The 17989-nt window shown below is 48.1% G+C and carries 18 protein-coding genes and 1 tRNA gene; 12 read left to right on the top strand and 7 right to left on the bottom strand.

Annotated elements, in window-relative coordinates; all coding sequences use genetic code 11:
- The first annotated feature begins 28 nt into the window (after positions 1-28).
- From TA_RS02275 to TA_RS02250, 6 genes are all read left to right on the top strand, one after another.
- A complete protein-coding gene (locus tag TA_RS02275; RefSeq protein ID WP_010900862.1) occupies positions 29-895 on the top strand; it encodes a heme o synthase in 867 nt (288 codons plus the stop codon).
- Positions 896-1098: 203 nt separating this feature from the next.
- Positions 1099-1467, top strand: coding sequence for a 50S ribosomal protein L18e (locus tag TA_RS02270; RefSeq protein ID WP_052295716.1), 369 nt, complete (start codon positions 1099-1101; stop codon positions 1465-1467).
- 4 nt (positions 1468-1471) lie between these two features.
- Complete coding sequence (locus TA_RS02265) at positions 1472-1882, top strand: 50S ribosomal protein L13 (protein ID WP_010900860.1); 411 nt, start codon at positions 1472-1474, stop codon at positions 1880-1882.
- A 2-nt stretch (positions 1883-1884) separates the two neighbouring features.
- Positions 1885-2283, top strand: a complete 399-nt coding sequence (locus tag TA_RS02260) for a 30S ribosomal protein S9 (protein WP_048161584.1) — start codon at positions 1885-1887, stop codon at positions 2281-2283.
- A 6-nt stretch (positions 2284-2289) separates the two neighbouring features.
- Entirely contained in the window at positions 2290-2508 is a 219-nt protein-coding gene (locus TA_RS02255; RefSeq protein WP_010900858.1) for a DNA-directed RNA polymerase subunit N, read from the top strand.
- Positions 2509-2581: transfer RNA gene (locus TA_RS02250), tRNA-Pro, on the top strand. It begins immediately after the preceding gene.
- 600 nt (positions 2582-3181) lie between these two features.
- Here the strand turns inward: TA_RS02250 and TA_RS02240 are convergent.
- The 3 genes from TA_RS02240 to TA_RS02230 all read right to left on the bottom strand — a co-directional run bounded on the left by TA_RS02240 (position 3182) and on the right by TA_RS02230 (position 7046).
- Positions 3182-4894, bottom strand: a complete 1713-nt coding sequence (locus TA_RS02240; protein ID WP_048161582.1) for an FAD-binding protein — start codon at positions 4892-4894, stop codon at positions 3182-3184.
- Between the two features lie 15 nt (positions 4895-4909).
- Entirely contained in the window at positions 4910-5224 is a 315-nt protein-coding gene (locus TA_RS02235; protein ID WP_010900855.1) for a Rieske (2Fe-2S) protein, read from the bottom strand.
- Between the two features lie 148 nt (positions 5225-5372).
- Positions 5373-7046 (bottom strand): APC family permease, encoded by a 1674-nt coding sequence (locus TA_RS02230; RefSeq protein ID WP_010900854.1) that lies wholly within the window; start codon positions 7044-7046, stop codon positions 5373-5375.
- Positions 7047-7334: 288 nt separating this feature from the next.
- Here TA_RS02230 and TA_RS02225 point away from each other — a divergent pair, with 288 nt between their 5' ends.
- The 4 genes from TA_RS02225 (at position 7335) to fdhD (ending at position 12236) form a co-directional block, all read left to right on the top strand.
- Entirely contained in the window at positions 7335-7916 is a 582-nt protein-coding gene (locus TA_RS02225; protein ID WP_010900853.1) for a hypothetical protein, read from the top strand.
- Positions 7917-8037: 121 nt separating this feature from the next.
- Entirely contained in the window at positions 8038-10980 is a 2943-nt protein-coding gene (fdhF, locus tag TA_RS02220; protein WP_048161580.1) for a formate dehydrogenase subunit alpha, read from the top strand.
- Between the two features lies 1 nt (position 10981).
- Positions 10982-11422, top strand: coding sequence for a DUF1641 domain-containing protein (locus TA_RS02215; RefSeq protein ID WP_048161578.1), 441 nt, complete (start codon positions 10982-10984; stop codon positions 11420-11422).
- On the top strand, positions 11409-12236 hold the full coding sequence (gene fdhD / locus TA_RS02210; protein WP_083808338.1) for a formate dehydrogenase accessory sulfurtransferase FdhD: 828 nt from the start codon (positions 11409-11411) through the stop codon (positions 12234-12236). The genes TA_RS02215 and fdhD overlap by 14 nt, the downstream gene beginning before the upstream one ends.
- Positions 12237-12368: 132 nt before the next feature.
- On the opposite strand, the gene TA_RS02205 is transcribed toward fdhD, so the two are convergent.
- Positions 12369-12857: a hypothetical protein gene (locus TA_RS02205; protein ID WP_156778474.1), complete on the bottom strand. Its 489-nt coding sequence runs from the start codon at positions 12855-12857 to the stop codon at positions 12369-12371.
- 216 nt (positions 12858-13073) lie between these two features.
- Here TA_RS02205 and acs point away from each other — a divergent pair, with 216 nt between their 5' ends.
- A complete protein-coding gene (acs, locus tag TA_RS02200; protein WP_010900848.1) occupies positions 13074-15017 on the top strand; it encodes an acetate--CoA ligase in 1944 nt (647 codons plus the stop codon).
- Positions 15010-15615: an acetate uptake transporter gene (locus tag TA_RS02195; RefSeq protein ID WP_010900847.1), complete on the top strand. Its 606-nt coding sequence runs from the start codon at positions 15010-15012 to the stop codon at positions 15613-15615. The genes acs and TA_RS02195 overlap by 8 nt, the downstream gene beginning before the upstream one ends.
- Before the next feature lie 5 nt (positions 15616-15620).
- On the opposite strand, the gene TA_RS02190 is transcribed toward TA_RS02195, so the two are convergent.
- From TA_RS02190 to TA_RS02180, 3 genes are all read right to left on the bottom strand, one after another.
- A complete protein-coding gene (locus TA_RS02190) occupies positions 15621-16496 on the bottom strand; it encodes an aldo/keto reductase (RefSeq protein WP_241761876.1) in 876 nt (291 codons plus the stop codon).
- 91 nt (positions 16497-16587) lie between these two features.
- Complete coding sequence (locus TA_RS02185) at positions 16588-17523, bottom strand: hypothetical protein (RefSeq protein WP_241761875.1); 936 nt, start codon at positions 17521-17523, stop codon at positions 16588-16590.
- 189 nt (positions 17524-17712) lie between these two features.
- Complete coding sequence (locus TA_RS02180) at positions 17713-17922, bottom strand: hypothetical protein (protein WP_156778473.1); 210 nt, start codon at positions 17920-17922, stop codon at positions 17713-17715.
- Between the last annotated feature and the right edge of the window lie 67 nt (positions 17923-17989).

Below are 17989 nucleotides of genomic sequence, written 5' to 3'. Positions count from 1 at the left end.
TTAATCTATTTCAAATGGATTAATCCATATGACGAGCAAGGCGATGCTTTACTTCTCCTACACAAAGCCGAAGGTATGGTCTTTGCTCGTTTTTGTCGGCGCCATCGGTGCCGTGATAGCGATACCGTATTTCAATCTGCATTATATTTCACTAATAGTATTGGCCACCATTGCAGTTATGCTAGGATCCATGGGTGCAGAGGCAACAACCAACTATATAGATAAGGACATAGATGCTGTTATGTCAAGGACCATGAAAAGGCCTCTGGTTACCGGGCAGATAAAGCCAATCAATGGACTGTTATTCGGTCTTGTACTGATGTTTCTTTCCATCGCAATTCTTGCTGCTTTTGGAAAGTTATACGCTGCACTGTTTATGGGAATAGGGCTCTTCGATAATGTATTCATATATTCGTATCTGACTAAGAGAAGAACCCCATGGAACATAATCCTGGGTGGTTTTTCAGGTGGTTTTCCTGTCGTGATAGGCTGGTATACCGTTACTTCAAAATTCTCAATACTTCCATGGTTCCTGTTCCTTCTTGTGGTTGTCTGGATACCCATCCATGTATGGAGCCTCGCCTATAGATACAGGGACGATTACAATAGGGCACATGTACCGATGATGACTTCCATACACAACGACAGGATATCAGCCATATGCATATCCTCGGCTGCCATAATACTCTTCGCATTCTCCATAATACCTGCCTTCTTCAGAGTTATGCCCATGGTTTATATGATACTGGCCTCAGCCATAGCGGTACCGATGATATTCTACTCCATTGTCTTTGTCAGGCACCCAGACAGGAAGAATTCGCTGAAGCTTTTCATATACAGCAGCCCATACCTTGCCATAATATTCGTACTTGTGCTGATATTCAGGTTTCTGTGAGCCTTCAAGATGGCTTTCAGAGCGATCATCAAAATGCGGCGCCTCAGAAACGTGAGAGCAATTGAAGATCTGCAATATGAAGGGCGATGTGGGTGAGCTTTTGTGCGAAAGCATCAATCCTGATGAGAGGCGGTCTTCGAATCTCCGAATAAATCACAATATTTATTAAGGTCGCATTATTTGCAGTCTATCGGTGTTGATCAATGTCATTGGATGTCTCAAATAAGGTGAGCAGAGCCTTGACCCAGGAGATAGAGACCCTTGCGAATATATCTAGGGAAAGCGGCTCTAAACTCTGGAGGGATATCGCTGAGAGACTCGCTTCAAGAAGGAGAGGATACGCCTCTGTTAACCTGTCAAAGATAGATAAATATGCTAAAGACGGTGATATAATAGTTGTTCCGGGGTATGTTCTGGGCGTTGGTAAAATTAGCAAGAAGGTTACCGTTGGTGCGTATAAATTTTCAAAGACAGCAATGGAGAAGCTGTCTAATTCTGGATGCGCCTTCATGAACATTTCTGAAATTGCTAAGGACAACCCCAAAGGTACAAACGTAAAGATAATGAGGTAAGAACATGAGAGTGATTGATGCTTCCGGAGCTATTTATGGACGGTTATCTGCTTACGTTGCGAAGAGGCTTCTGGAGGGTGAAGAGATAACCATAGTTAATGCGTCGAAAGCTGTGATAACCGGAAATAAGGAATTCATAATAGAAAAGTTCAAAGAGCGCCTTGATATTGGAAGCGTGAGAAAGGGTCCGTACTATCCAAAGACTCCCGAAAATATACTCAGAAGATCCATAGGTGACATGCTTCCAAAGAAGATAACGAAGGGAAAAGAAGCTCTTGCAAGATGCAGGGTATACCGGAATACCCCACCTGATATTGAGAAGGAAAAAGTCGAGAAAGTGGATGGCGTTGTGACAGATAAGGTTTCAGGCATAATCACGCTTGGAGATCTGTCGAAGGAGCTTGGAGGTTATTGAATATGGATTTCGTGATAACTACCGGTAAGAGAAAAACTGCGGTTGCCCGCGCAGTTGCAAAGAAGGGCAAAGGCATAGTGACTATAAACGGATATCCCGTGGAGCTTTATCCTGTAAGGGTTCTTCGCAATAAGATAATGGAGCCCCTGCTTATTGCTGAAGATAAGGCGAAGGATCTGGACATAGCAGTAAAGGTCAGGGGTGGCGGTGTCACTGGCCAGGCCGACGCATCACGCACGGCAATAGCTAGGGCGATCGTCAAATACCTGAACGACACCGAACTTGAAAACCTGTTCAGGCAGTATGACCGTACACTCATAGTCAACGACGTCCGCATAAAACTCCCAAAGAAGGCCGGTGGTCGTGGCGCAAGAGCCAAGAAGCAGAAGTCCTACAGGTGATCTGGAATGATAATACCTGTCAGGTGTTTCAGCTGCGGCAGAGTTATTGCGTCAGATTACGGGCGATACATCAAACGTGTTAATGAAATAAAGGCAGAAGGCAGGGATCCCAGTCCAGAGGAGATCGAGAAGATCTTCGATGATCTTGGAATAGAGAGATACTGCTGCAGGCGCATGATCGTATCGCACGTTGATCTCATAAGCGAAATAATGCCATTTTCGTGAGGGGCCGTGGGGTAGCTTGGTATCCTGCCAGCTTGGGGTGCTGGTGACTTGAGTTCAATTCTCAACGGCCCCATACCTTTTATTTAGATTTCGATAAGATCAAAAAATTTGTGATTTTGAATCGTCCAAGGTTTCCTTCTTTAGCTCCTGATAGGCCTTATTCCTTCTTCCCTTAAGGGTTCAATAGATAATGCAGCAATACACAACGGCATCTATTATCTCATTTTTTCGGATGGTGAAAGTACCAGTTTCTGACGGCGGAAGCCAGGGGAAGATTCAGAGACTTGTTTCTGGCGTAAATAACAAACCCAGACAGGATGATTCCGATTGCAGGTGTTATTTCAAATTGCAATGTTATACAGGAAGAGGTTGCCGGATTGATGGGCGAAAATATCAGGAGAGGCCAGGAAATGGAAAAAATCTTGACTCGAAGCTAAATGAAGAGAATCCATGTTATAATATCAAGAATCAACATCCTAATTTCATAAAAGTAAAATCGTATTCTGAAGGCGATGGCTCCACACATAATCAGAGGTATTCTCACCAGATCTTGAATTCCATTAGAATAGCGGTAAACGGTCATGCAAATCAGAAAGATTCCACCATTAATCCATAACTCGATTATAGATCCGATTCGTGCATTGAAAGCCACAGATGTTCCCCGCAGAAATCACTAAGCATTGAGAAAATGCAGGAAGCCTTCAACAAACTGCATCAGATCCATGATTATCCCATAATCTGAATAGCGAAATATTGGAGCGTTCCTGTCTGTATTCACCGCTATGATCTTTCTTGCGTATCGCAATCCCACAATGTGATTATCCTGACCAGAGATTCCAAGTGCTATGTACACATCAGGTGATACAGCGCTTCCTGTAAGGCCTATCTGCTGCTGCCTTGGGATATAATTCATGTCCACTATGGGCCTTGAACCGCCAACGGAGGCGCCAAGCATTGATGCCAGCTCCATTATTTTCGGCAGGTCTTCCTTTCGCTTCAAGCCGCGGCCTATACCTAGTATCAGCCTTGATCCTTCAAGAGGTTTGAACTCCTGAGGCACAGGTATGAACTGACCATACCTTATCCGGCCAGCGGGATCAAGAGACATGTGCGATATGCTGGGCTCTATGTTTACCTTCACCTTCCTAAACATGCCCGGCCTTGCAGTGGCCATCGCCGGTTTTTTCCGGGATATAATCTCTGCTATGACCCCACCGCCGAAAGCCGGTTTGTACTGCAATAGACCGCGATCACCATACGAAAGGTCCACGCAGTCGGCTGTCAATCCTAGACCAAACCTTGCCGCAACAAGGGAAGATATCTGCCTACCAGTCACCGTAGACGGAAAGATCAAGAACTCGGGGCTATGCTTCTTTATTTCATCGACAATATAATAAGAGAGGCCAACCGCATCTGTTCCGGATATAATATCCACATGGTGAGCCGGCACAGACCGTGGATCACTGAATTCTACATTGCCTATCACCCTCACGTAAAATGAGTTTTCCGAAGCGATGTCTGCGACCTTGGATGCTATTTCAAGCGATGCATTCTCACTGTCAATGGCTATTGCCCACGCCTCCCCTCTGAACTCCGCATAATTCAGATCGATGGTCTTCATCCTGTCGTTTTTCCTTGACACCCTAATTATCTCCATTATCTGCCGGTACATATCAGCTCCAGGATCTATGAAAACAGGGCTTCTGTTACTGTTAACCTGTTCGGTTCCTATGACAGCTGTTGGAGAATCCCTGCCGCCATCCAGATCCAGCCCGAGCCATTTTGTATCGATCTGTACTATTCTGTCATACATCTGCGGCGTATCTGGCTTGATGGCCCTGGCCCTGTTGATTTTCTCGCTAAGCGACAGAACGCATGGAAGCGGTGCCGAGCAGGTATAAATGCCATTCTCTAACTCCTGTTCAAGTTCCAGATGATCGGATATCATGATCTTCGATACAGATGGCACGTATGGCCAGCCCATCAGTGCAGATACCTCGGCCGGTACCTGTGAGGTTTCTCCATCCAGTGAATATTTTCCCATCAGCACAAGATCTGGGCCATACCTGAGGGCAAAGGCCGCAAGCACACGCGACGTGATCAGCGTATCCGAATTGGCCAGTGAAGGATCCGTGATCAGATATCCGCGTTCTATCCCCATTCTCAGAGCCTCATTTATAACCTCCACTGCCTGTGGTGGCCCCATCGTTGCCACACAGGTTTCCCATCCATGACGTTCTGATATTCTTATAGCCTCCTCCACCGCCTTCTTATCGAAGGAGTTCATCATAAGGGGTACATCCTTTCTCACGATCCTCTTCGTTTCAGGATCGAACTTTATCTTGTTTACATCAGGAACCTGCTTCACAAAAACAAGCAGTTTCATGACGATCCCGTTCTCCTATGGCAAGTCCACAAGTATCATCCCATTCTCTATGCGGACAGGATACGTTTTTATGGGCGATATTTCTCCCGCGCCCTCCGGTGGGCTGACCACTGATCCGTCCTTGGGATCGAAGGATGCAAAGTGGTTTGTACAGACTATCTTGTGGTCATCAAGAAATCCATCCGAGAGATCGAACTGCTCGTGTGTGCAGTAGGGAGACGTTGCGTATATATGCCCATCATCGTTTACTATCAACACCTCAGTACCGGCCACCTTGACCTTCAATAAACCCTGAGCCTTCCTCTGCTCAATTGCGGGATACCAGACCATGCAATCACATTTGGTTTAATTATTTCAACATTTATTTTCAGGTAGAACTACATACAACGGACTGTGAATATTTAATTATTAAAAAAATAATATGGTTCTAAGATTTAAATTATACATCTGACCTTATAGGATCCATAAAATAGATCCATCACTTCTTCCCTGCTGGGGCCTGAGCCGCCTCCTCTGATGGCAGATACTGCATGCCCGATTCTATTATCTCTGTTATCTCATCGGTCTTGAACCCACTGTACACAGACCAGAAGTAGAAGCCTATGGCCACCAATATCATCACCAGAAAGTCCCATGGGAACGGAATCAGCCCTGTTCCGCCGTATGCTTTCTCCCCGAAATAGGACAGCAGTGTTATTGCTCCCATGTATGCGAGAAGCCATGCACCGCCCTTGAAGTGCTTACCGGAGAATATGTTTATGGCGGACTTTCCGGCAAGGTAGAATGCGGCATAGACTATAAGGCCTATGAGTATGGCTATGACAAGATAGGCAACAAGAGGCCACCCACTCCAGTAGACTATGAGCGTGGCGCCGACGAATGCTATCGGGCTAAGTATTGAAGCGCCCTTAAGCCTGAAGGGCCTCTTCAGTTCCGATGCCTCCCTCCTGAATACCTGCAGGGCCGAGCCGCCAACTATGTAGGTGAACACTGTTGACGAGGATATGAAACCAACGAGCTTGTACCAACTTGGGAACGGAGCGAAGAATATGTATCCTATTACAAGAGAAGCGATGAGGGGCAGTATTGGCACACGGTGCTTTCTGTTAACGTCGGACATTGATTTGCCGAGATAGCCAAGGGTGGCCAGCCCATACAGCGTCCTCTGAGATGTGCCCAGGTACACATTCAGCGTGCCGGATGGCGATACGTAAGCGTCTGCAAAGAGGAAGTAGGACAGGAAAACGAGGCCAGCAGAGCTTGCAAGCGTTGCGAATGGTGCCGTTACAACACCTCCGCTCAGCGCTGACCACTGACCAGGCGCGACGCCAACGGCCGCCCAGTTAACCTGCCCGATGAAGACCACCTGCAGGAGCGCGTAAAGCGCTATTCCTATTACAACGGACAGTATCGTCGCTATCGGAACCGACCTCTGTGGGTTCTTTGCTTCTCCTCCATAGTCAAGCGCCTGCCTGAAACCTAGATACGAGAACACTATTCCGGATACGGATATTGCTTCAAATACGCTCGACCACCCATATGTGACAAAGCCGGTTTTGAGGAAGAAGTTGCCTATGTTGAAATGCACCGTAAGAAGAAGCGCTACGGTTGCTGATGGAATTATCAGCTTCCACCAGGTCATGCCCGTATTTGTCTTCCCCATGACCTTGATTCCAAAGTAGTTCAAGAAGAAGAACCCGAGCATGAGTATTGCTGCCAGCAATATTCCGACTGCTGTCAGTACACCGGTTGGAGTTACGAGTCCCTTAACATAGGTACCAGCGTATGTTATCACACCCTCAGCTTCTATGGCCGGGACGGATACGGCGCTCAAAAAGTATGCCCACCCGAAGAGAAATCCAGCAAGGCCGCCGTGGGAGTACTGACCGTACCTTACGATCGCACCGGACCTCGGTATCATGCCACCAAGTTCCGCATACACCAGAGCAATGACGAGCACGATGAGCCCACCGATTATCCATGATAGCACGGCTGCGGGCCCGGCCAGCATGGACGCTCCTGCTGCCGCAAACAGCCATCCCGACCCGATTATTCCTCCCAGGCTCAGAAACAGGAGGTCAATAGTCGTAAGCTCCTTTCGGAACCTCTTATCGGAGGCTGTAGACTTGACAAACGTGTCTTGTTCTATCATTACATGACTTTATAACAATTAGTATTTAAATGTTTGCAAAAAGTAATGAAATTAAATTTATTTGTAAACTGATGTCTTTAATACATAAATATTTAGACATAATGATAATTTATCAACATAATTTAAAAGAGACAACATAATGATATTGTGTCGTATGATCCATAAATGGCAAAATTACGAATATGGACCATAAAATACACGTAAACGTAAAAGAGAAATAGCCTCCATCATAATTAAATCTGAAATTCAATACAAAATATTTTTATATATATTGCAATTATAGCATTTATGGTAATGAGTCCACTTCCTCCGCTGGCGATAGGATTCTTCGGCCTGGGTACCGGGTACTATGTCTGGGGAGGCTGGGAATTCTTCAGGATACCGAAGGAGACCACTGAAAAGGTAAACAAGGTTCTGGGCCAATGGGGAATATGGATGCCGGGATTCATGCAGTTCATTACCGGTACGTATTTGTTCCTTGGCTTGACCATATTCTCTGCTTTTCAGGCGACTCCGATTCTGTATATGGCTGCAACTGCCTTCACGGCATACGGCGTTCACTGGTTCGCACTTGGAATCAACAAATACGTTCAGGGAGACACGACGGTAGACGGCTTCATGGCCATAGCTTTTCTATGGATCAGCATCACAGGCGCCTTCGTATTCTTCAAAGCTGGAGATATACCCGTTGCAACGCTGTTCGTGCTCCTGGCGTTCGTGTACATAACAGACATACCGGCGAGCCTCATGAAATCCCCCACATGGACAAGGGCGAAGGGTTTCTTCCACCTGGTCACCGGTACATGGCTGATGTATCTGTTCTTCGCAGCCGTAACCACGTTTGCACTGGGAATGCATCTGCCGCTCTGACGCCTCGAATAACTTAAATGCAGATAATATAAATTACAATTTTTATCTTTATCAATTTAAAAATGATTATATAGTGATAATCAGAAATGATTATATAGTGATAATCAGTTTAGATCATTGCATGTCAGAAAAAGCATTTTCCATATCAATTGATGGCAGAAGTTATGATGCCAATGATGGCGAAACAGTACTGCAGGTGATGATGAGAAACCGTCTGGACATAAGCCACATCTGTTATCATCCAAGCCTTGGGCCAATCCAGACATGCGACACCTGCCTTGTGGAGGCGGACGGCAAGATCGTCCGATCATGCGCCACCCAAGTGCACGAGAACATGAATGTTGTATACTCAGAGGATCGAGTTAAGGATCTCAGAAAGGAGGCCGTACAGCGCATACTGGCGAATCACAACCTTTACTGCACTGTGTGCGACAACAACAACGGTGATTGCGAGCTCCACAATGCCGTTCTTGATCTGAAGATCGATAAGCAGAAGTATCCGTTCAGCAGGAAACCATACGATGTTGATGATTCGAACCCGTTTTACGTGTACGACCCTTCGCAGTGCATTCTTTGCGGACGCTGCGTGGAAGCCTGCCAGGATGTTCAGGTAAATGAAACGCTGCACATAGACTGGTCGCTCGAAAGGCCAAGGGTTGTCTGGGACGACGGATCAAAGATCAATGAATCTTCATGCGTTTCATGCGGTCACTGTGTAACCGTATGCCCGGTCAACGCCCTGATGGAGAAGACCATGATCGGAAATGCAGGGTATCTGACAGACCTCGATACTGAGACCAAGAATACGATGATCGATCTGGTGAAGGCATTCGAACCGATCATAACCATGCGGCCGGTGATGGCAATTAGCAACATCGAGTCAAAGATGAGGGAGACGAGGATCAGGAAGACAAAGACCGTATGCACATACTGCGGTGTCGGCTGTTCCTTTGAGATGTGGACGGTCGGAAGGAAGATACTTAAGGTTCAGCCAAAGCCGGAATCACCTGCAAACGGCATATCCACATGCGTTAAGGGAAAGTTCGGATGGGACTTTGTCAACAGCCCAGACAGGTTAACGGAACCGCTCATAAGAGATGGCGACAGATTCAGGATGGCCTCATGGGACGAAGCCCTTGATCTGATTGCGTCAAGGTTAAGGGAGATAAAGGAGAAGTATGGGCCGGACGCCATAGAATTCATAGCATCTTCCAAGGGAACGAACGAGGAGGCATACCTGGTGCAGAAGCTTGCCAGGCAGGTATTCGGAACAAACAACGTTGACAACAGCTCAAGGTTCTGCCAGGCCCCTGCAACCACCGGCCTGTGGCGGACGGTCGGTTACGGCGGTGATGCAGGATCAATAAGTGATCTCTACGTATCCGATCTCATACTGGCCGTGGGAACAAATACCGCAGAGTCGCACCCCGTTATTGCAACCAGGATAAAACGTGCGCACAAGCTCAATGGCCAGAAGATCATAGTTGCTGATCTCCGCATGCATGAGATGGCAAGAAGGGCGGATGTTTTCATACACCCGCGGCCGGGAACGGACCTCGTATGGATAAATGCGGTGGCGAAGTACATCGTGGATCAGGGATGGCAGGCAAGGGAATTCATTGAAAAACGGGTGAACTTCTACGATGAATACGTGAAGAGCCTTGAACCATTTACCCTTGAATTTGCTGAGAAGGTGTCTGGCGTAAGCGCCGATGATATAAGGAAAATTGCGACGATGATACACGAGGCAAAGAGCATGGCGGTGATATGGGCCATGGGCGTCACGCAGCATCAGGCTGGCAGCGATACCTCGACAGCCCTGTCCAATCTTCTCCTCCTGACGGGCAACTATGGCAGGCCTGGAACAGGCGGCTATCCACTTCGCGGGCATAACAACGTACAGGGTGCCAGCGACTTCGGTGCAATGTCCGCATACCTTCCAGGATACCAGAGCGTCAGTGATGAAAAGGCGAGAAAAAAGATCGAGGAGTACTGGAAATGCCAGATACCGGATAAGCCAGGTTACGACAATAACACCTGCCTTGAGGCCATAAACAGTGACAGGATCAGGGCAATGTACGTTGTTGGTGAGGAACTGGTTGAAACCGGATCAGATTCAGAATACATCAGGAAGCAGCTGGAAAAGCTGGATTTCCTGGTAGTTGAGGACATGTTTCTGTCAGAGACGGCTAAATATGCCGATGTTGTCCTGCCCGCGGCAGCAAGCGTGGAGAAGGAGGGTACATTCGTGAACACTGAGCGCAGGATCCAGAGGATATACCGGGTGATGGAACCCCTGGGGAACTCCAGGCCAGACTGGCAGATAATACAGGATGTTGCGAACAGACTTGGTGCAGGCTGGAATTACAGGCATCCATCTGAGATAATGCAGGAGGTATCAAAGATCGCACCTATATTCGCGGGCGTTTCATATGAGAGGCTAGAGGGCTTTGGAAGCCTTCAGTGGCCTGTGTCCGATGGTGGAAAGGATACACCACTGCTGTACACTGATCGATTCAATTTCCCTGACGGAAAGGCCCGGTTCTACCCCCTGAAGTACAGTCCGCCCTTGACTGTGGACCAGGAATTCGATCTGCATCTGAACAATGGCAGAATACTTGAGCACTTCCATGAGGGCAATGAAACCTATCGGTCTCCCGGCCTCAAGGAAAAGGTTCCTGGCACCTTCGTGGAGGTTTCGCCAGAACTCGCTGCGGAACGCGGACTGAAGGATGGAGACCTTGTCAGGATCACCTCGAAATGGGGAAGCATAAAGGTTCGCGTTCTGGTTACGGACAGAGTCTCGGGAAAGGAACTCTACATGCCCATGAACTCAGGCGGGGACTCTGCTGTCAACAACCTTACCAGCAGGCTGATGGATCCGACCGCGCATACGCCAGCCTATAAGGAGCTTCCGGTGAAGATGGAAAAGATAGAGGGCGGTCATGGGGAAAGCCCCATGCCAAGAACCAATCCAAGATACGGAAAGCCCCACCCGCAGAGGGGAGTAATGGTGGAAGAGAAGTGGAAGCGCAGCGATTACATAAAATTGACCGGTGATTGATATGGCAAAGAAAATTGATCAGGTTGAAATGCAGGAAAGTGTACAGAGCGAGAAGGAAATATTAGAATACCTGATGGATCTGGCGAGCAGCCTGAGATCATCCGGTCTGCTTGACATGATCAAGGCGCTTGCGGATAATAAGAATGACATATTGTCCATTTTATCAAGAGAAGCAGCGGAGGAAACAAACAGGAGATTTCTGGATAATGCCCTGATAATGTACTTGTTCGTGAGCTCGCTTGACACTGAGATGCTCACGAAGATCACGAACGGCATAATAGAGGCCATAAATGGAGCGAAGAAGCAGAGAGAGCATGCTGGTCTCAGCCTCATGAAGATCAACGCCATGATGAAGAATCCGGAAGTTGCAGCAGGTCTTCGCGTTCTATTCGCGATCATAGGATCGCTTGGCGGGGGAAATGGTGGAGATGGAAGTAAATGAGTCTGCCGTAGGGTCTTCAAAGACCAGGGTTATATCATACCTGCGTAACGCAGGTTTTCTCGAGGCATCGGACAGCATAGCCGTGGAAGAGCCTCTTGCCATAGATATTCTTGGCCCTGACGGCATAACAGTCAGAGCCGGGGTTATCATGCGCACCCCGGTCATGGATCGATATCTTGTAGCAGGTTTTCTATATTCCGAAGGTTTAATCTCCGGGATATCGGATATAGAGGGCTTTGAAGGTGTGGATGAGGACGGTGTCTCTCATCAGAACCATGCCACCGTTAAGATAGGGAAAAGGATCGGCTTCAATGTGAACTCCAGGCTCTTAAATTCTGCATGCGGGATATGCGGCAGATCAACCATCGCCGACCTACTGATCCGCCATGGAAAGATAGGAACGGACACCAGGATTGATTCCGAAACAATTCTGGGTCTCCCAACCGCAATGGGCAGGGCACAAGCGCTGTTTTTGAAAACTGGCGGGGTACATGCCGCGGCCTTATTTGATGTTCAGGGACGCCTACATGCCGTCTGCGAGGACATAGGCAGGCACAATGCAGTTGACAAGGTTGTTGGATACACCCTGCTGGAAGGCAAAGATACAGACAACAGTGTGCTCATGGTATCCGGGCGTGCCGGCTTCGAGATCGTGGAGAAGGCTTTTTTAGCGGGCTTTCCAATCGTCAGTTCTGTATCTGCACCCTCAAGTTTGGCGATACAGATTGCAGAGGCTGTAGGTATAACCCTGGTTTGCTTCGTGAGGAATAACAGATTCAACATCTATTCGCATCCAGAACGCATAATCCCATGACGGAAGGATCATAGCACTTTAATTTCCCAGTGAAGCAGCATGAATGCTTTGACTTCAGCATGGGCAGTATGCAAGAGATGTCCGTTTAGTCCAGGTTTCCTTCTCGATGCATTTTCATTTCAATAATGATTCCTAATGGCCGTACAGTGGATTGGCCTTCTTAACAAAAACTATTGAACGCCCCATGTAATCCAGGCATTCGCCATCAGCACCGCAGTAGATGTCAAGCGGATCCGCCTTTATCTTCTTTCCGGTCACTGCATCATGCTGCATTGCATCCATCATGTCCTGCGCTGAGATCATTTCCCAGTATATTTTCGAATCCTTTTTATACAGAAGGAAGCCCCTGACCTCCATAAATGGCTCCTTTTTCTTTGGATGCATCTCCTCGGTCATAGATCTCAGCACGGCAGATACATATCCCTCTCTATTCACCGCTTCCTTTATGTAGTTCCAAACATCAAAATCATCGTTGTTGAAGTCCATCACCATTATTCTCCTTCCATTGCGGATCAGGTGAACCCTTCTGTGGCCCTTTCCGGCCATGACAGTTAACCATGCCTCCTCATAAACATCCCTGGATATCTCGGATCGGAAGGATCTAATTCCTGTATGCGCCATCTTATCCATCCCATATCTTGAACAGGTTAAAAATCATTATTGCCGAACCACATGAAATATCATGGATAATGCCTGTCCGAAACGCTGCGTATAGACCGCTCGGCGTGCTTGAGTTAAAATCCCAATGATATATTCATATTATATCTTAACTATAATATTTATTGTCATTATATCTAGATATCAAAATATATAAATATGTGCAGCACATGATAATGCATGGAAAGCGAAAAGGGAACATTACCCATGAACGAGGTCTACAACCCCGGCATGAACGTGTACAGCGAGATATACAGGAAATCCCTGGAAGATCCTGAGAATTTCTGGGCAAAACAGGCCGAGATACTGACATGGTATTCCAAATGGAACAAGATCCTCGACGATTCAAAGAAGCCGTTTTACAGATGGTTTGTGGGCGGAAAGCTCAACGTGTCGTACAACGCAGTTGACAGGCACCTGGAGCAGCACAGGAGGAATAAGGCCGCATACATATGGGTTGGCGAAAATGGTGAAGAAAAGATAGTGACGTACGATGGACTTTACAGGAGGATAAACAACCTGGCCAAAGCCCTCCTGAACCTCGGAATAAAGAAGGGAGACAGGATAGTACTGTACCTGCCCATGATAATCGAAGCGCCCGTTGCCATGCTGGCCGCGGCCAGGATAGGTGCAGTATTCTCTTTCGTCTTCGCAGGCTTCGGTGCAGGTGCACTGGCAGAGAGGATAAACGATTCAAAGGCCGTACTGCTGATAACTGCAGATGGAGGTTTCAGAAACGGCAAGGTGGTGGAGCTAAAGAAGATAGCGGATGAGGCCCTTGAGATGACCTCCACGGTCAGAAACGTGATCGTCATAAAGCATGCCAGGAATGACGTGAACATGGTTGAGGATCGGGATATCTGGTATCATGAGATCGTTGGTGATTCGCATACGTACGTTGAGCCGGAACATATGGACGCGAACGATCCGCTCTTCATCCTTTACACCTCTGGAACCACTGGAAAACCCAAAGGAGCTGTGCACAGCACCGGGGGCTATTCCGTATGGGTTGCCAGCACGCTGAAGTGGGCTTTCAATCCTGATGAGGATGACAGATGGTGGTGCGCTGCAGACATAGGCTGGATAACCGGGCACAGCTACATAGTATTCGCTCCCTTGATCCTTGGCCTGACGAGCATCATGTACGAGGGATCGATAACCTATCCCGAACCTGACAGGCTATGGGAGATCATAGAAAAATACCGCGTGAACATCCTTTACACCTCCCCCACGGCTATAAGGACGCTGATGAAGTTCGGAGAGAAGTACCCGCAGAGGCATGATCTGAGCACCCTGAAAGTTCTCGGAACGGTTGGAGAACCCATAAATCCGGCTGCCTGGAAATGGTACTACGAGATCATCGGCAACTCCAGGTGCCCGATAATCGATACGTACTGGCAGACGGAGACCGGAGGTTTCATGATCGCACCGCAGAGGGGACTCGGCCTGCCACCATTGAAGCCTGGTTCTGCGACTTTTCCGCTTCCTGGCGTAGATCCTGCAATACTTGATGACGCGGGAAAGGAGGTGCGTACCGGCGAGAAGGGTTACATAGTCTTCAGGAGACCGTGGCCAGGTATGCTGATGACCGTCAACAACGACGACGAGAGATACGTAAAAACATACTTCTCCAAGTTCCCCGGCTACTATTACTGCGGCGACTATGCGGTGAAGGACGAAGATGGCTACTACTGGCTCCTGGGCAGATCCGACGAGGTCATGAACGTATCAGGGCACAGGCTTGGTACGATCGAGATCGAGGATGCCATAGTAGCCACAGGCCTTGCCGTTGAAGCTGCCGTCTTCGGAAAGCCCGATCCGGTAAAGGGCGAGGCAATATCGGCATTCGTTGTACCCAAGGACGCAAACGCCGACAGGCACGAACTCATCTCGGAGATACGCAAGAGGATAAGGGCTGATCTTGGCCCGATATACGTTCCGGACGAGATCAGGATCGTGAAACTGTTGCCGAAGACGAGGAGCGGCAAGATAATGAGGAGGGTCGTGAAAGCTGTGGCGCTGAACCAGATACCTGGCGATCTAACGACTCTGGAGGATTCCACCTCTGTGGACGAGATCAAGAGCGCAATTGAAGCCTTCAAGGGAGAGGCCGGAGGTGAGTGAAACGGTGGAAAACGTTTTCGGAAAGGTCATAGGCGCAGATCCGGCTCCACTGGGACTGGCTGGCTTTGCTTTCACAACATTTCTCCTGAGCTTCATCAATGCCGGCCTGATACCTTCATCTGGCGTCAGCGTAGTATTGCCTCTTGCATTCGCTTACGGAGGGTTAGCACAGCTGGTCACAGGATCATGGGAGATGCGCAGAGGCAACACATTCGGATTCACGGCATTCACAAGTTACGGATCGTTCTGGATGTTTTACGCCCTGATGGTGCTGTTCGCTGACCTGCATGTTGTTTCCTCGCTGCCTTCCGTTGCGGTGGGCTGGGCTCTGATCCTATGGGGAATATTCACGCTATACATGTGGGGCGGCGCAATGATGGCTTCCCTCACACTGAACCTCACTTTCCTCTTCCTGTTCCTCGCATTCTTCACCCTGGGCGCAGGCGCAATATATTCATCAGTTGCACTGACGCATGCCGGCGGCTATTTCGGCATTCTGGCGGCCCTGTTTGCCGCATACACCAGCTTCGCCATCGTGATAAACTCCATGAAGCCCGGAACTATTCCAGTAGGCCCTGGTCTATTCAGAAAAAATTGAATTACTCAGAGAGATCTGAAACTATCCTTCAGAATTTTTATTTCTCCCTCCGAGAGATGATACTTCACGCTGTTTATGTTTTCGAGGACATGATCGGGATTCGATGCCCTGGGTATCGGAAATACGTTGCTGTTCGCCTCCATGAGATAGCTCAGTGCTATCTGTGACGCCCTCATTTCCGGATACCTTTTCCTCAGATCTGAGAGAAATGCAGTGGGATACGCTTCGTCCCGCACAAGATCGCCGTGTTCGAGCGGATACCATGCCAGTATTGCCATACCGTTCTTCTCTGCAAAGGGAATCATATCAGTTTCAGGATCTCTGTGCCTCAGGCTGTAATGAACCTGGTTGCTAACTATCTCATACTTTTTCATGGCCTCCATGGCATGCTTCAGCTGATCGAGATTGAAGTTGCTCACACCGATGTACCGGATGAGGCCATCATCCACCAGCTTTTCCATTGCCCTCAGCGTACCCTCGATGTCTCCTATTGGGGATGGAAAGTGAATCTGGTAAAGATCGATGTATTTCATGTTGAGCCTCTTCAGGCTCCTTTTGCATGCCTTTATGGCAGAATCGTATGAGAGGTGAGTTATCCACACCTTTGTGGCTATGAACAGACTCTCCCTGTCAACGCCTTCTATGGCCCTGGCAACCAGATCTTCGCTTCCGTAGACCTCCGCCGTATCGATAAGTGTGACGCCGTTCTCCACCGCAGTACGTATGGCCCTGATCTTCATCTCCGAACCGGACTTCCTACCGAACCTTGCCAGGAACATCCAGCCAACGTCGTAGTATGTCCCCACGCCGATCTTTGAAATCTTTTCACCTGTCTTCCCGAATTCTCTGAACTCCATCCTGAAGCTAACTGAATCCTGCATTTTAATCTTCATCATGTCCTTATGGCTATTCATCGCATCTCATGGATTCCCCGGTGCAGGCATCATCAGCTTGAACAATGACGGCGTCGAATCATCTCGACGCGGATCTGGCAGAGGCCAGTGACGAACCAGCGTATATGCCGGTGAATACCAGCAGTATCGTGAATGCCAGCGAAATGGAAACCGTTGAGATGGATGTAGTACCGAAACCGAAGAGGTAGTTCCAACCAACATTCTTCGTTACACCGGCAAGAGATGAAACGGGAAGCCCTGCAATGGTATCTGATATCATCAGTATGCCCAGGAGGACGTTACCCGCGGCAAGAGCGTACAGAGATGTCTTTTTAATGCCCGGAGATCCGGCCAGTGAGATGGCAAACATCACCACGGACAGTATTAGATAGACAACAAGGCCGATCCAGTGATCGTAGGCGGATGTGAAAAGAACGCGGTCATAGGCAATCAGGTATACGGCAACAGCCGCGGTGACTGCAAAGGAAACTGATCTTATCACAAAGGCGTATGCGGAGAAGAATATGGAAAAAAGAACCAGGAATACCACGAAGAGTGCCATGGAGATCCCTCCGATGACGAAAGGCACGTAATTCACATGCACGGCCGGAGTCACAGGTGGCGGAGACGAGACCGTCGCATTGGTAACATCAACGGTGACCGTGGCCGGTGAAGAAGACGGGTCATCTCCAGATGCGCTTATCTGCACAGTATACGTTCCAGGTGCCACCGATTTTGCCACCACCACCGTAGCCGTTCCTGAAAATGGTGGATCACTTAATCCGGAGCTGAACGATACCGTTATACCGCTGGGAGCGCTCGCGGACACAGAGGTTCCCCATGTGGACCCGGAAACCAGATTCACCTTGAAACTGAATGTACCGGATGATCCAGCAGGTATTGAAAGGCTTGTGGGCGTAACGGAGATGGAGCTCGTTCCAGATGCGGCTAGGGCGACTGCAGGTGTCATCAACGTGACCATTACAACCGCAATAACTATAAGGATGGTTTTCATAATATTTAGACTGAATATAAGAATATAAGGAGTATGTGCTGATAATTCTTCTAAATTATTATCGTATTTTGTGATCCTGAAATCCCCCGAAACAAAGTAAAATTAAGGGTGCCCTTCGAACGATGCATATTCATAATTAGTTCTGGTAAGAAAAGATGAGTATTTATATTCAATAATCGGGCAAAGGCCTCACAGGTTGAAATGCCTCAGTATGTTTCCTGCCTCATCAAAGTAGTAAACGGTGGCCCTATCCTCATTCCTGACCTTGTACTTCACTATTATCGAATACTCTTTGAGCGTATCGTCATGCTTCAGCGGTTCCGCGCCGATGATTTTGAGGTCTGCGTAGCGCTTTTTTAGATCTTCCGTAATCTTTGATACGGCTTCGTCCCTGTCCATAGATCCCCATTTTTTACTGATAATTAACATTTTGTGTCGGATCATTGTCATAATAAAAATAAATAAT

It is taken from the genome of Thermoplasma acidophilum DSM 1728, from assembly GCF_000195915.1.
GTDB lineage: Archaea > Thermoplasmatota > Thermoplasmata > Thermoplasmatales > Thermoplasmataceae > Thermoplasma > Thermoplasma acidophilum.
This window is presented reverse-complemented; position numbering and strand designations above follow the sequence as displayed.